The sequence below is a fragment of the Pseudooceanicola algae genome, from assembly GCF_003590145.2.
GTDB lineage: Bacteria > Pseudomonadota > Alphaproteobacteria > Rhodobacterales > Rhodobacteraceae > Pseudooceanicola > Pseudooceanicola algae.
In genome coordinates this window covers 2,170,854-2,183,790 of sequence record NZ_CP060436.1, presented here as the reverse complement: position 1 = coordinate 2,183,790, position 12,937 = coordinate 2,170,854, and the positions used below count along the sequence as shown (strand labels likewise).

Below are 12,937 nucleotides of genomic sequence, written 5' to 3'. Positions count from 1 at the left end.
TGGAAGGAACCGCATGGGGCCGCCCCTCATGCAACACATGTGTTAGAGACGGGAAGTTAACCCTATGCCTACGATCCAGCAGCTGATCCGCAAGCCGCGGCAGCCCAAAGTGAAACGCTCGAAATCCATGCACCTGGAGCAATGCCCCCAGAAGCGTGGCGTCTGCACGCGCGTCTACACCACGACCCCGAAGAAGCCGAACTCCGCTATGCGGAAAGTGGCCAAGGTCCGTCTGACCAATGGCTACGAAGTCATTTCCTACATCCCGGGTGAAAGCCACAACCTGCAGGAGCACTCGGTTGTGCTTATCCGCGGCGGCCGGGTGAAAGACCTTCCGGGTGTCCGTTACCACATCCTGCGCGGTGTGTTGGATACCCATGGGGTCAAAGATCGTAAGCAACGCCGTTCGAAGTACGGCGCGAAGCGTCCGAAGTAAGAGGATCAACAGATGTCCCGCCGCCACGCCGCAGAAAAACGCGAAGTCCTGCCCGACGCCAAATTTGGCGATCGTGTGCTGACCAAGTTCATGAACAACCTGATGATCGACGGCAAGAAGTCGGTCGCAGAGAGAATCGTCTACAATGCGCTCGGTCGCGTTGAAGACAAGGTCAAGCGCGCTCCCGTGGAAATCTTCCACGAAGCCCTCGAAAACATCAAACCCTCGGTCGAAGTCCGTTCGCGCCGTGTGGGTGGTGCCACCTACCAGGTACCCGTTGAAGTGCGTCCCGAGCGCCGCGAAGCCCTGGCCATCCGCTGGCTGATCATCGCCTCGCGCAACCGGAACGAAAACACGATGGAAGAGCGCCTCGCAGGCGAGCTGCTCGACGCCGTGAACTCGCGCGGTTCTGCCGTGAAGAAACGTGAAGACACCCACAAGATGGCCGACGCGAACAAGGCGTTCAGCCACTACCGCTGGTAATCTCCAAAGCCCGAAAGGCAGAGGCACAAAATGGCACGCGCATATCCGCTCACGCGTTACCGTAACTTCGGCATCATGGCCCACATCGATGCCGGCAAGACGACGACGACCGAACGTATCCTCTACTACACCGGCCGGTCGCACAAGATCGGTGAAGTCCACGATGGCGCCGCCACCATGGACTGGATGGAGCAGGAGCAGGAACGCGGGATCACGATCACGTCCGCTGCGACCACCACCTTCTGGCAGTGGCAGGAAGATCCGACCGAAGAAGGTACCGATGACACGAAGTTCCGCTTCAACATCATCGACACCCCCGGTCACGTCGACTTCACCATCGAAGTCGAACGTTCGCTGGCCGTGCTCGACGGTGCTGTCTGCCTTCTGGACGGCAACGCCGGTGTCGAGCCGCAAACCGAAACCGTCTGGCGTCAGGCCGACCGGTACAAGGTTCCGCGGATCGTCTTCGTCAACAAGATGGACAAGATCGGCGCCGACTTCTTCAACTGCGTGAAGATGATCAAAGACCGTACCGGTGCGATCCCCGTTCCCGTGGCAATGCCCATCGGTGCGGAAGATCAGCTGGAAGGCACGATCGACCTCATCACCATGGAAGAATGGGTCTGGACTGGTGAAGACCTCGGCGCAGGCTGGGTTCGTCAACCAATCCGTGAAGAGCTGAAGGATCTCGCCGACGAGTGGCGCGCCAACATGATCGAGAACGCCGTCGAAATGGACGACGCGGCCATGGAAGCGTACCTGGAAGGCGAAGAGCCCGACGTTCCGACCCTGCGCAAGCTGATCCGCAAGGGCTGCCTCTCGCTGTCCTTCGTGCCGGTTCTCGGTGGCTCCGCGTTCAAGAACAAGGGCGTCCAGCCCCTGCTGAACGCCGTCATCGACTTCCTGCCCGGTCCCCTGGACGTGCCGGCCTACATGGGCTTTGCACCGGATGATGAAACGGAAACCCGTAACATCGCCCGTTCGGCAGACGATGCGGCACCCTTCGCGGGCCTCGCGTTCAAGATCATGAACGACCCGTTCGTCGGCACCCTGACCTTCACCCGGATCTACTCCGGCGTGATGAAGAAGGGCGACGGCATCCTGAATGCGACCAAGGGCAAGAAAGAGCGCGTCGGTCGTATGATGATGATGCACTCGAACGATCGCGAAGAGATCGACGAAGCCTTCGCAGGCGACATCATCGCGCTGGCTGGTCTGAAAGAGACCACCACCGGTGACACGCTCTGCGCACAGAACGCTCCCGTCGTGCTCGAAACGATGACTTTCCCCGATCCCGTGATCGAGATTGCCATCGAGCCGAAGACCAAGAACGACCAGGAAAAGATGTCTGCAGGTCTGCAGCGTCTGGCAGCTGAAGACCCCTCCTTCCGCGTGGAGACCGACATCGAGTCCGGTCAGACCATCATGAAGGGCATGGGCGAACTTCACCTCGACATCCTGGTCGATCGTCTGAAGCGCGAGTTCAAGGTCGAAGCCAACATCGGCGCCCCGCAGGTTGCTTACCGCGAGACCATTGGTCACGAGGTCGAGCACACCTACACCCACAAGAAGCAGTCGGGTGGTTCGGGTCAGTTCGGTGAGGTCAAGCTGATCATCACCCCGACAGAGCCGGGCGAAGGCTATTCGTTCGAATCCAAGATCGTCGGTGGTTCGGTGCCCAAGGAATACATTCCCGGCGTCGAAAAAGGGATCAAGTCGGTCATGGACTCCGGTCCGCTGGCAGGCTTCCCGGTGATCGACTTCAAGGTGATGCTGATCGACGGCAAGTTCCACGACGTCGACTCCTCGGTCCTGGCGTTCGAGATCGCAGCCCGTATGTGCATGCGTGAAGGCATGCGCAAAGCTGGCGCGAAACTGCTGGAACCGATGATGAAGGTCGAAGTGATCACGCCGGAAGAATACACCGGTTCGATCATCGGCGACCTGACCTCGCGTCGCGGTCAGGTGTCCGGTCAGGATCAACGCGGCAACGCCGTTGCGGTCCAGGCCTTCGTGCCGCTGGCCAACATGTTCGGCTACATCAACACCCTGCGCTCCATGTCCTCGGGCCGCGCGCAGTTCTCGATGCAGTTCGACCACTACGATCCGGTTCCGTCGAACATCTCGGAAGAGATCCAGTCGAAATACGCATAAGCAGCGGTGCGGGGTTGATCCCCGCACCCTACACCATCCAGTAGGGTGCGTCGCTGACGCACCGCCAGAAAGACAGGAGTCCTATAATGGGCAAGGCAAAGTTCGAACGCGGCAAACCGCACTGCAACATCGGCACGATCGGTCACGTTGACCACGGCAAGACGACGCTGACGGCTGCGATCACGAAATACTTCGGCGACTTCCAGGCCTACGACCAGATCGATGGCGCGCCGGAAGAAAAGGCCCGTGGCATCACGATCTCGACCGCGCACGTGGAATACGAGACGGAAAACCGTCACTACGCGCACGTCGACTGCCCCGGCCACGCCGACTACGTGAAGAACATGATCACCGGTGCCGCCCAGATGGACGGTGCGATCCTGGTCGTGAACGCCGCTGACGGCCCCATGCCGCAAACGCGCGAGCACATCCTGCTGGGTCGCCAGGTGGGTATCCCCGCCATGGTCGTCTTCATGAACAAGGTTGACCAGGTCGACGACGAAGAGCTTCTCGAGCTGGTCGAAATGGAAATCCGCGAGCTGCTGTCGGCCTACGAATACCCGGGCGACGACATCCCGGTCATCGCCGGTTCGGCCCTGGCCGCTCTGGAAGGCCGCGACAACGCGATCGGCGAAGACAAGATCCGTGAACTGCTGGCGGCCGTGGATGACTACATCCCGCAGCCCGAGCGCGCGATCGACCAGCCGTTCCTGATGCCGATCGAAGACGTGTTCTCGATCTCCGGTCGTGGTACGGTTGTGACCGGCCGTGTCGAGCGTGGCGTTGTCAACGTCGGCGACGAACTGGAAATCGTCGGCATCAAGGACACCAAGAAAACGACCTGCACCGGTGTGGAAATGTTCCGCAAGCTGCTGGATCGTGGGGAAGCGGGCGACAACGTCGGCGTTCTGCTGCGCGGCATCGACCGTGAAGGTGTCGAACGTGGTCAGGTTCTCTGCAAGCCCAAGTCGGTGAACCCGCACACCAAGTTCGAAGCCGAAGCCTACATCCTGACGAAGGATGAAGGCGGCCGTCACACGCCGTTCTTCGCCAACTACCGCCCGCAGTTCTACTTCCGGACCACGGACGTCACCGGCACCGTCAACCTGCCCGAGGGCACGGAAATGGTCATGCCCGGCGACAACCTGAAGTTCGAAGTCGAACTGATCGCCCCGATCGCGATGGAAGAGCGCCTGCGCTTCGCCATCCGTGAAGGTGGCCGGACCGTCGGGTCGGGCGTCGTCTCGAAAATCATCGAGTAAGGACGGGTCTTCGCCGCAAGGCGAACCCGCCCGGTACAGGGCAGCGGCACAGGGTCCCGGATCAGGTGCACAGGCCAGGTACAAGGGTTTTGAAACGGCGGGGGAAACCCCGCCGTCTCTCATCCCGCGAAAAAGGAAAATAGGGTCTGGACAGCGCGCCGGATCCCCATTATTCCGCGCCAATTCCAAACGGCGGGCCGCCCTTGTTTGCAAGGGTCCGCCGTGGGTTCGACGAGGGGCAGAGATGACCTCTGCTCGTCCTATCAACTCCTACGCCGCGAAAGGCTGACAACATGAGCCAAACTATTCGCATCCGGCTGAAGGCATTCGATTACCGCGTCCTGGATTCCAGCACGCAGGAAATCCTGAACACGGCGAAGCGCACCGGCGCAACCGTCCGTGGCCCGATCCCGCTGCCCAACAAGATCGAGAAGTTCACGGTTCTCCGTGGTCCTCACGTTGACAAGAAATCCCGCGACCAGTTCGAGATCCGCACCCACAAGCGGCTCCTGGATATCGTGGATCCGACCCCGCAGACGGTGGACGCGCTGATGAAGCTCGACCTCGCCGCCGGCGTGGATGTCGAGATCAAGGTTTAAGGAGGGTCCAACTGATGCTCCGTTCCGGTATCATCGCTAAGAAAATGGGTATGACTCGTCTCTTCATGGAAGATGGCAAGCAGATCCCCGTCACCGTTCTGCAACTCGACAGCCTGCAGGTTGTTGCGCAGCGGACCTCTGACGCACATGGCTACACCGCCGTCCAGCTGGGCGCCGGCACTGCCAAGGCAAAACGCACCTCCAAGGCCATGCGTGGCCACTTCGCCGTGGCGAAAGTGGAACCCAAGCGCAAGGTTGCCGAGTTCCGCGTCGACCCCGACGCCCTGATCGGCGTTGGTGAAGAAATCACTGCCGACCATTACTTCGAAGGCCAGTTCGTCGACGTGTCGGGCACCTCGATCGGTAAGGGTTTCGCCGGTGCCATGAAGCGCCACAACTTCGGTGGTCTTCGCGCATCGCACGGCGTCTCGATCTCTCACCGGTCGCATGGTTCGACCGGTCAGTGTCAGGATCCGGGCAAGGTCTTCAAAGGCAAGAAGATGGCCGGTCACATGGGTGCTGCCCGTGTCACCACGCAGAACCTGCAGGTCGTCCGCACCGACAGCGAACGTGGCCTGGTCTTCATCAAGGGCGCCGTTCCCGGCTCCAAGGGTGGCTGGGTGACCGTCAAGGACGCCGTCAAGAAACCGTTCCCCGAGAACGCGATCCTGCCGGCAGCCCTGAAGTCCGCCGCTGAAGAAGCCAAGCGTCTTGCTGACGAAGCTGCTGCGACCGCAGCCGCCGAAGCCGCAGCCGCCGAAGCCGCAGCAGCTGAAGAAGCCGCCGCAGCCGAAGAGGCCGCTCTCAAAGACGCCGAAGCTTCGATCGAAGCCGAGAAGAAGGAAGGCGACGAATGAAACTCGACGTGATCAAACTGGACGGCACCACTGCCGATTCCGTCGATCTCAACGACGAGATCTTCGGCCTCGAGCCCCGTGCCGACATCCTGCACCGCGTGGTGCGCTGGCAGCGTAACAACGCGCAGGCCGGCACCCACAAGGTTCTGGGTCGTTCGGAAGTGTCCTACTCGACCAAGAAGATCTATCGCCAGAAAGGTACCGGCGGCGCACGCCACGGTTCCCGCAAGGCGCCGATCTTCCGTTCGGGTGGTATCTACAAGGGTCCGACTCCCCGCAGCCACGGTCATGAGCTGACGAAGAAGTTCCGCAAGCTGGGTCTGAAGCACGCGCTTTCGTCCAAGCTGAAGGACGGTTCGCTGGTCATCATCGACATCGCGGAATCGGATGGCAAGACCGCCGCCCTGGCCAAACAGGTGAAAAGCCTTGGCTGGAAACGCGCCCTGATCATCGACGGCGCTGCCGTCAATGAAGGCTTCGCCCGTGCCGCCGCGAATATCGACGGTCTGGACGTGCTGCCTTCGATGGGCGCCAATGTCTATGACATCCTCAAGCGTGACACCCTGGTGCTCACCAAGGCGGGTGTCGAAGCACTGGAGGCTCGACTGAAATGAGCGCGAAGGCACAACATTACGACGTGATCCGCAAGCCGGTCATCACCGAAAAGGCAACCATGGCGTCCGAAGCCAATGCGGTTGTCTTCGAAGTGGCGATCGACTCGAACAAGCCGCAGATCAAGGAAGCCGTCGAAGCCCTGTTCAACGTCAAGGTGAAGGCCGTCAACACGACCGTCACCAAGGGCAAGGTCAAGCGCTTCAAGGGTCAGCTCGGCAAGCGTAAAGACGTGAAAAAGGCCTATGTGACCCTCGAAGAGGGCAACACGATCGACGTCTCCACCGGACTTTGATCGCTGGTCTTCAAGATTGGGAAGGGGCCCTCGCGGATGCGGGGGCCTTTTTCGTTGGGCGGGGCCCTTGGGCCAAGCTCGCTGGGGCAGGGCTTTTGGCAGGCCGGGTTGAACAGATAAGGAAGATGGCATGATCCCGTGGGAAGAATTGGCAAGCGCCCAGGCGCCAGAAGGTGACACCCTGCGCCTGTTCCGGCGTGGCGAGGAATTCTCGATCCGCTTGCAGGATGGCAACGAGTTGATGAACAGCCGTCTTGGCGGGTCCGAGATCGCGCTGGCCACGCTGTCCTTCGCCCGGTTAGGGACCCGTCCCGCGCCCCGAGTGCTGATCGGCGGCCTTGGCATGGGCTTCACCCTGCGGGCCGCCCAGGAGGTCGCGCCTGTGGACGCCCGGCTGATCGTGTCGGAGATCGTCCCGGAGCTTATCGGCTGGGCGAGCGCGCACATGCGCCCTGTCTTCGGGGATTGCCTGTTGGATTCCCGCGTCGAGGTCCGCGCCGGAGACGTGGTGGCCGAGATCGCCAATGCCAAGCCCGCCTATGACGCGATCCTGCTGGACGTGGACAACGGTCCGGACGGGTTGACCCGCGACGGCAACGACGCGCTTTACGGCGAAGAGGGGCTGGCCGCCGCGCACCGCGCGCTGACCCCCCGAGGTGTCCTGGCCATCTGGTCGGCCCACCCGGACCCGGCCTTCACGAAGCGCCTTGCGCGGGCGAATTTCGACGTGAAGGTCGAGAGCGTCAGGGCAGGGCGCAGCAAGCGCGGCTCCCGACATACGGTCTGGACGGCGGTGCGGAAGGGGCGGTGAGGTTCAAAGGGGCTTCTAATTATAATTACCCAAGGCTATCCTTTTTCTAGAAGGAGAAATGAATGGCTAGTCTACCGTATGTAACCTCGCCTGGAAATATTGCGAAGGCACTCGAAGGTATAAGGGCCGCGCAGGTTCCTGATTTGGTAACGCAGGATTTTGTAAAGACCGTTTTGAAGATCAAAGGCGGATCCGGGAACCAAATCACTTCATTTCTTAAAAAGATCGGCTTTGCCAGTTCCGATGGTCGGCCGTCCGAACTCTACCGGAAGTTCCGCAACCCTACGACATCGGGTGAGGCAATCGCAGCTTCGATCCGTCGAGCTTACGCGCCACTCTATGTGCGCAATGAGTACATGCACGAGTTGCCAGATAATGAACTGTTGGGGCTGATTGTAGAAGAGACCGAAGCCGCGCATGATGCGAACACTGTGAGGATGGCCTTTAGCTCGTTAAAGGCGCTTCTTGGGGTCGCTGACTTCTCTTCCGCAGGCGCTCCCGCAGATGAAAAGGACGACCTTTTGGATTTAGGCCATGATTTTAAGCAGCCGTCAGGAGCGCAGGGACGCGTTCCGCCCGAGGTTGCGAGTAAGTCAATAGGCCTGAACGTCGGCTACACTATCAACCTGAACCTTCCTGCATCTTCCGATCCAGCTGTCTTTAACGCCATTTTTAAGAGCCTTAAAGAGCACCTGTTGAGGGACGATGATGTCTAAAAGACCTGACGGACTGATCCGGGCATTTGGTATGAGTGGTCTGCAAATGGTGTCAGACCTCCATAAGGTAGAGAAGGATCATGCGGTTGACCTACAGATAGAACCATCGAAGAAGGTTGAGCGTCGTCTGTCGCAGTATGCACAATTTGAATCGGACTTGCGCGCTGACGCAGCGCGAATGTCGGAGTTTTATGAAGTTTTTTACTGCCTGGAGAACTCTATCAGAAATCTGGTGAAGGACGCATTGGTCGATGCCGAGGGTTCTGACTGGTGGAACAGTGGTCGGGTCCATGACGAGCGCATAAAAAAGCCATGTGAATCCCGCCGTAAGAAAGAGATTGATAATGCTGTCACTCCGAGGTCTGAACTGCTCATCGACTACACGACCTTCGGTGAGCTTTCTCAATTGATTACTGGCAATTGGGACATATTTGGAGCAGTTTTTACGTCGAAGTCGGCCGTCAGCAATGTAACCAATCAACTGAATCTATTGCGAGGCCCAATAGCCCACTGCAATCCTACAGATGAACTGGAGCAAGAACGGCTGAATTTGGCGGTTCGCTCGTGGTTCAAATTGATCTCGTAGCGCCCCCTTGCCACCCCACCACCCCCCTGCTATACGCGCCAAATCCACGCGGCCCCGGGATTCGTTCCGGGGTCTCGTGTTTGTTGAGCCGGGGACCTTCGGGGCCCTAAACTTCGGGTAGTCTGTCAGCGATGGTCCTTCCAACCGTCCGGCAAATACCCAATACATAGCCGCTCCACGTGCCTGATCGCAGGCAAACGAAGGCGGCGCTTGCTAAACGGAAGACAGAAAGCATGGCACTCAAGTCGTATAAGCCGACGACGCCGGGCCAGCGCGGGCTGGTGCTGATCGACCGTTCGGAGCTGTGGAAAGGTCGCCCCGTCAAAGCCCTCACCGAGGGTCTGACGAAATCGGGTGGCCGGAACAACACCGGACGTATCACATCGCGCCGTCGTGGTGGCGGGGCGAAACGCCTCTACCGGATCGTTGACTTCAAGCGGAACAAATTCGACGTCGAAGGCGTCGTGATGCGGATCGAATATGACCCGAACCGTACCGCCTTCATCGCACTGATCCAGTATGTCGATGGCGAACAGGCATATGTCCTGGCACCGCAGCGTCTGGCGATCGGCGACAAGGTCGTCTCGTCCCAGAAGGCCGACATCAAGCCCGGTAACGCAATGCCCTTCTCGGGCATGCCGATCGGTACGATCGTCCACAACATCGAACTGAAGCCCGGCAAGGGCGGCCAGATCGCACGCGCGGCGGGCACCTACGCCCAGTTCGTCGGTCGCGATGGTGGCTACGCACAGATCCGCCTGTCCTCGGGCGAGCTGCGCATGGTTCGCCAGGAATGCATGGCCACCGTCGGCGCCGTCTCGAACCCCGACAACAGCAACCAGAACTACGGTAAAGCGGGCCGCATGCGGCACAAGGGCATCCGCCCCTCCGTCCGTGGTGTGGTCATGAACCCGATCGACCACCCGCATGGTGGTGGTGAAGGCCGGACCTCTGGTGGTCGTCACCCGGTTACGCCCTGGGGTAAACCCACCAAGGGCTACAAAACCCGCAAGAACAAGGCCACGGACAAGTACATCATCCGTAGCCGTCACGCGAAGAAGAAGGGTCGCTAATCTATGGCACGTTCTGTTTGGAAAGGCCCCTTCGTTGACGCTTACGTCCTGAAAAAGGCCGAAGCGGTTCGCGAAAGCGGTCGTAAAGAAGTAATCAAGATCTGGTCGCGTCGCTCGACGATCCTGCCCCAATTCGTGGGTCTGACGTTTGGCGTGTACAACGGCCACAAGCACATTCCTGTCAACGTCACGGAAGACATGATCGGTCAGAAGTTCGGTGAGTATTCCCCGACCCGGACCTATTACGGTCACGCCGCCGACAAAAAAGCGAAGCGGAAGTAAGCCATGAGCAAGGATAAGAATCCCCGCCGCGTGGCAGACAACGAAGCCATGGCAAAACTGCGCATGCTTCGGACCAGCCCGCAGAAACTGAACCTTGTCGCCGCGATGATCCGTGGCAAGAAGGTCGACAAGGCGTTGACCGATCTCACCTTCTCGAAGAAGCGGATCGCCCAGGATGTGAAGAAGTGCCTTCAGTCCGCCATCGCCAATGCCGAGAACAACCACCAGCTTGACGTCGACGAACTCGTCGTCGCCGAAGCTTACGTGGGCAAGAACCTCGTGATGAAACGTGGCCGTCCGCGGGCACGTGGCCGTTATGGCAAGATCATGAAGCCGTTTTCGGAACTCACCATCAAGGTGCGTCAGGTCGAGGAGCAAGCCTAATGGGTCAGAAAGTCAATCCTATCGGTATGCGCCTCCAGGTCAATCGCACCTGGGACAGCCGCTGGTACGCCGATTCCAAGGATTTCGGTGATCTTCTTCTGGAAGACATCAAGATCCGTGAATTCATCAAGACCGAGTGCAAGCAGGCCGGTATTGCCCGCGTGATCATCGAACGCCCCCACAAGAAATGCCGTGTGACCATTCACACTGCACGTCCGGGCGTGATCATCGGCAAGAAAGGCGCCGACATCGAGGTGCTTCGCAAGAAGCTCGCCAGCATGACGGATTCGGAACTGCACCTCAACATCGTCGAGGTCCGCAAGCCCGAGCTTGACGCCCAACTGGTTGCCGAGAACATCGCGCAGCAGCTGGAACGTCGTGTGTCCTTCCGTCGCGCCATGAAGCGCGGCGTACAGAGCGCGATGCGCATGGGGTCCCTCGGGATCCGGGTCAACGTCGCGGGCCGCCTTGGCGGCGCCGAAATCGCCCGGACCGAATGGTACCGCGAGGGCCGCGTGCCCCTGCATACCCTGCGTGCCGATATCGACTATGCTCACGCCGAAGCAATGACCCCCTATGGTATCATCGGGATCAAGGTCTGGATCTTCAAAGGCGAGATCATGGAACATGATCCGTCGGCCCGCGAGCGTAAGGCTCAAGAGCTGCAAGACGGCCCTGCACCCCGTGGTGCCGGTGGCCGCCGCGACCGGTAAGGAGACAAAACAATGCTTCAACCGAAACGCACAAAGTTCCGGAAACAGTTCAAAGGCCGGATCAAGGGCGATGCCAAAGGCGGCTCCGACCTGAACTTCGGAACCTACGGCCTGAAAGCGATCCAGCCCGAGCGGGTCACCGCCCGGCAGATCGAGGCAGCCCGCCGTGCCATGACGCGCCACATGAAGCGTCAGGGCCGTGTCTGGATCCGGATTTTCCCGGATGTGGCCGTGACCTCCAAACCCACCGAAGTCCGGATGGGTAAGGGTAAAGGTTCGGTCGATTACTGGGCCGCCAAGGTCAAGCCCGGCCGCGTGATGTTCGAAATCGACGGTGTCACCGAAGAAGTGGCGCGCGAAGCGCTCCGTCTTGCTTCGATGAAGCTGCCGATCAAGACCCGCGTCGTCGTTCGCGAAGACTGGTAATCCGGCAGGGGATTGCGCTGCCCTGGTGGCGCGCCCCGGCTTCGATATCGAACTGAAAGCCCCCGTCGGTCTTCCGGCGGGGGCTTTCGCTTGGCCGGGCAGGGGGCCCCGCTTCTTCCCGGAAGCCTTCCCAAGCCGGCCCCACCGCGCTACCACCCTGTTCAGGCTCCCCAATCCTCTCCTCTTCCGCGAAGGCCATCCCATGCCCCAGATCCGCTCCCTCTTCGCCACCCGCCTCTACCGTGCCGCGCTCTCCGAACTGGGTACGGCCCCGGATGCCGCCGAACTGACCGAAAGCTGCTATTCCATTGCCGAAGATGACGATGCCGGCCAGGAATGGTGCGAAGAGAACGATTATCCCGGCTACACCTCTTATGCCTCGCTCACCGATCTGCCCTGGCGCTTTCCGATCTTTGCCGACCTCGTCACGCTGCTGGACGCCCATGTGGCGGCCTTCGCCGAAGACCTCGGCTTCGACCTCGGTGATCGCGCGCTCAAGCTCGAGGACATCTGGATCAACATCCTGCCCGAGGGCGGCACACATTCCAGCCATATCCACCCGCACTCGGCGATCTCCGGCACCACCTATGTCGCCATGCCCGACGGCGCCTCGGCCCTCAAGCTCGAAGACCCGCGCCTGCCGATGATGATGGCCGCCCCGCCCCGCCGCAAGGATGTCCGCGAGGACCTCAAAAGCTTCATCTACGAGGCCCCCAAGGTCGGCGATGTGCTGCTCTGGGAAAGCTGGCTGCGCCACGAGGTTCCGATGAACCTCGCTGAAGAAGAGCGCATCTCGGTCAGCTTCAACTATGCCTGGACCTGACCTTCCCCCGTTTCCCTGTTCCAAATATCCCGGGGGAGGCGCCGATCAGGCGTCGGGGGCAGAGCCCCCTTCCACTCTCGCCTCTATTCCGTTTCTTAAGGGTTGCCAGACCCCTTCCAACCCCGTATAGGCACCGTTCATTGTAGTGACATAACCCACCGGATTCGCGGGTTACCCCTCACGGGGCCCGCCGGTGCCAGGAAGGAAAGGGAAGCGATGAGCATTCAAGAGCTCCGCGACAAAACGCCTGACCAGCTCAAGGAAGAGCTGGCCTCGCTGAAGAAGGCACAGTTCAACCTGCGTTTTCAACAGGCGACCGGCCAAATGGAAAACCCCGCACAGATGCGTGTAGCGCGCCGTCAGGCCGCCCGCGTCCTCACCGTGCTGAATGAAAAAGCTGCCTCCGCAGCCGCTTCGGAATAAGG

General features: G+C 60.2%; 18 protein-coding genes. All 18 read left to right on the top strand.

Going from position 1 to position 12,937, the window contains the following annotated elements:
- Positions 1-64: 64 nt before the first annotated feature.
- The 18 genes from rpsL (at position 65) to rpmC (ending at position 12,935) form a co-directional block, all read left to right on the top strand.
- Positions 65-436 (top strand): 30S ribosomal protein S12, encoded by a 372-nt coding sequence (rpsL, locus tag PSAL_RS10235; protein ID WP_097145475.1) that lies wholly within the window; start codon positions 65-67, stop codon positions 434-436.
- Positions 437-448: 12 nt separating this feature from the next.
- Positions 449-919 carry a 30S ribosomal protein S7 gene (gene rpsG / locus PSAL_RS10230; RefSeq protein WP_119840826.1) on the top strand — a complete coding sequence of 157 codons (471 nt, stop codon included), beginning with the start codon at positions 449-451 and terminating at the stop codon, positions 917-919.
- Positions 920-949: 30 nt separating this feature from the next.
- On the top strand, positions 950-3,073 hold the full coding sequence (gene fusA, locus PSAL_RS10225; protein ID WP_119840825.1) for an elongation factor G: 2,124 nt from the start codon (positions 950-952) through the stop codon (positions 3,071-3,073).
- Positions 3,074-3,159: 86 nt separating this feature from the next.
- On the top strand, positions 3,160-4,335 hold the full coding sequence (tuf, locus tag PSAL_RS10220; protein ID WP_196941842.1) for an elongation factor Tu: 1,176 nt from the start codon (positions 3,160-3,162) through the stop codon (positions 4,333-4,335).
- 293 nt (positions 4,336-4,628) lie between these two features.
- The gene (gene rpsJ / locus PSAL_RS10215; RefSeq protein ID WP_010137465.1) at positions 4,629-4,934 is read left to right on the top strand and encodes a 30S ribosomal protein S10; all 306 of its coding nucleotides are present in this window, start codon (positions 4,629-4,631) and stop codon (positions 4,932-4,934) included.
- Positions 4,935-4,948: 14 nt separating this feature from the next.
- On the top strand, positions 4,949-5,791 hold the full coding sequence (rplC, locus tag PSAL_RS10210) for a 50S ribosomal protein L3 (protein WP_119839461.1): 843 nt from the start codon (positions 4,949-4,951) through the stop codon (positions 5,789-5,791).
- Complete coding sequence (gene rplD / locus PSAL_RS10205; protein WP_119839462.1) at positions 5,788-6,405, top strand: 50S ribosomal protein L4; 618 nt, start codon at positions 5,788-5,790, stop codon at positions 6,403-6,405. The genes rplC and rplD overlap by 4 nt, the downstream gene beginning before the upstream one ends.
- Positions 6,402-6,698: a 50S ribosomal protein L23 gene (locus PSAL_RS10200; protein WP_119839463.1), complete on the top strand. Its 297-nt coding sequence runs from the start codon at positions 6,402-6,404 to the stop codon at positions 6,696-6,698. The genes rplD and PSAL_RS10200 overlap by 4 nt, the downstream gene beginning before the upstream one ends.
- Before the next feature lie 130 nt (positions 6,699-6,828).
- Positions 6,829-7,509, top strand: a complete 681-nt coding sequence (locus PSAL_RS10195; protein ID WP_119839464.1) for a spermidine synthase — start codon at positions 6,829-6,831, stop codon at positions 7,507-7,509.
- Positions 7,510-7,571: 62 nt separating this feature from the next.
- Positions 7,572-8,225: a DUF5343 domain-containing protein gene (locus tag PSAL_RS10190; RefSeq protein WP_119839465.1), complete on the top strand. Its 654-nt coding sequence runs from the start codon at positions 7,572-7,574 to the stop codon at positions 8,223-8,225.
- 31 nt (positions 8,226-8,256) lie between these two features.
- Positions 8,257-8,811, top strand: coding sequence for a Swt1 family HEPN domain-containing protein (locus PSAL_RS10185; protein ID WP_119839466.1), 555 nt, complete (start codon positions 8,257-8,259; stop codon positions 8,809-8,811).
- A 233-nt stretch (positions 8,812-9,044) separates the two neighbouring features.
- On the top strand, positions 9,045-9,884 hold the full coding sequence (gene rplB, locus PSAL_RS10180) for a 50S ribosomal protein L2 (RefSeq protein WP_119839467.1): 840 nt from the start codon (positions 9,045-9,047) through the stop codon (positions 9,882-9,884).
- A gap of 3 nt (positions 9,885-9,887) precedes the next feature.
- Positions 9,888-10,166 (top strand): 30S ribosomal protein S19, encoded by a 279-nt coding sequence (rpsS, locus tag PSAL_RS10175; RefSeq protein ID WP_119839468.1) that lies wholly within the window; start codon positions 9,888-9,890, stop codon positions 10,164-10,166.
- A 3-nt stretch (positions 10,167-10,169) separates the two neighbouring features.
- On the top strand, positions 10,170-10,550 hold the full coding sequence (gene rplV / locus PSAL_RS10170) for a 50S ribosomal protein L22 (RefSeq protein ID WP_119839469.1): 381 nt from the start codon (positions 10,170-10,172) through the stop codon (positions 10,548-10,550).
- Positions 10,550-11,263, top strand: a complete 714-nt coding sequence (gene rpsC / locus PSAL_RS10165; RefSeq protein WP_119839470.1) for a 30S ribosomal protein S3 — start codon at positions 10,550-10,552, stop codon at positions 11,261-11,263. The genes rplV and rpsC overlap by 1 nt, the downstream gene beginning before the upstream one ends.
- 12 nt (positions 11,264-11,275) lie before the next feature.
- Positions 11,276-11,689 carry a 50S ribosomal protein L16 gene (gene rplP, locus PSAL_RS10160; protein ID WP_119839471.1) on the top strand — a complete coding sequence of 138 codons (414 nt, stop codon included), beginning with the start codon at positions 11,276-11,278 and terminating at the stop codon, positions 11,687-11,689.
- A 202-nt stretch (positions 11,690-11,891) separates the two neighbouring features.
- Positions 11,892-12,512 (top strand): TIGR02466 family protein, encoded by a 621-nt coding sequence (locus tag PSAL_RS10155; RefSeq protein ID WP_119839488.1) that lies wholly within the window; start codon positions 11,892-11,894, stop codon positions 12,510-12,512.
- A gap of 216 nt (positions 12,513-12,728) precedes the next feature.
- Positions 12,729-12,935: a 50S ribosomal protein L29 gene (gene rpmC, locus PSAL_RS10150; protein WP_119839472.1), complete on the top strand. Its 207-nt coding sequence runs from the start codon at positions 12,729-12,731 to the stop codon at positions 12,933-12,935.
- The last annotated feature ends 2 nt before the right edge of the window (positions 12,936-12,937 follow it).

Excerpts from the sequence above, each read along its gene's own strand:
- rplC (WP_119839461.1), top strand. The coding sequence starts at position 4,949 with ATGCTCCGTTCCGGTATCATCGCTAAGAAAATGGGTATGACTCGTCTC.
- rpmC (WP_119839472.1), top strand. The coding sequence starts at position 12,729 with ATGAGCATTCAAGAGCTCCGCGACAAAACGCCTGACCAGCTCAAGGAA.
- rpsL (WP_097145475.1), top strand. The coding sequence starts at position 65 with ATGCCTACGATCCAGCAGCTGATCCGCAAGCCGCGGCAGCCCAAAGTG.
- rpsS (WP_119839468.1), top strand. The coding sequence starts at position 9,888 with ATGGCACGTTCTGTTTGGAAAGGCCCCTTCGTTGACGCTTACGTCCTG.
- PSAL_RS10190 (WP_119839465.1), top strand. The coding sequence starts at position 7,572 with ATGGCTAGTCTACCGTATGTAACCTCGCCTGGAAATATTGCGAAGGCA.
- PSAL_RS10185 (WP_119839466.1), top strand. The coding sequence starts at position 8,257 with ATGAGTGGTCTGCAAATGGTGTCAGACCTCCATAAGGTAGAGAAGGAT.
- PSAL_RS10195 (WP_119839464.1), top strand. The coding sequence starts at position 6,829 with ATGATCCCGTGGGAAGAATTGGCAAGCGCCCAGGCGCCAGAAGGTGAC.
- rplB (WP_119839467.1), top strand. The coding sequence starts at position 9,045 with ATGGCACTCAAGTCGTATAAGCCGACGACGCCGGGCCAGCGCGGGCTG.
- rplD (WP_119839462.1), top strand. The coding sequence starts at position 5,788 with ATGAAACTCGACGTGATCAAACTGGACGGCACCACTGCCGATTCCGTC.
- PSAL_RS10155 (WP_119839488.1), top strand. The coding sequence starts at position 11,892 with ATGCCCCAGATCCGCTCCCTCTTCGCCACCCGCCTCTACCGTGCCGCG.
- PSAL_RS10200 (WP_119839463.1), top strand. The coding sequence starts at position 6,402 with ATGAGCGCGAAGGCACAACATTACGACGTGATCCGCAAGCCGGTCATC.
- rpsJ (WP_010137465.1), top strand. The coding sequence starts at position 4,629 with ATGAGCCAAACTATTCGCATCCGGCTGAAGGCATTCGATTACCGCGTC.
- rplP (WP_119839471.1), top strand. The coding sequence starts at position 11,276 with ATGCTTCAACCGAAACGCACAAAGTTCCGGAAACAGTTCAAAGGCCGG.
- rpsC (WP_119839470.1), top strand. The coding sequence starts at position 10,550 with ATGGGTCAGAAAGTCAATCCTATCGGTATGCGCCTCCAGGTCAATCGC.
- rplV (WP_119839469.1), top strand. The coding sequence starts at position 10,170 with ATGAGCAAGGATAAGAATCCCCGCCGCGTGGCAGACAACGAAGCCATG.
- rpsG (WP_119840826.1), top strand. The coding sequence starts at position 449 with ATGTCCCGCCGCCACGCCGCAGAAAAACGCGAAGTCCTGCCCGACGCC.
- tuf (WP_196941842.1), top strand. The coding sequence starts at position 3,160 with ATGGGCAAGGCAAAGTTCGAACGCGGCAAACCGCACTGCAACATCGGC.
- fusA (WP_119840825.1), top strand. The coding sequence starts at position 950 with ATGGCACGCGCATATCCGCTCACGCGTTACCGTAACTTCGGCATCATG.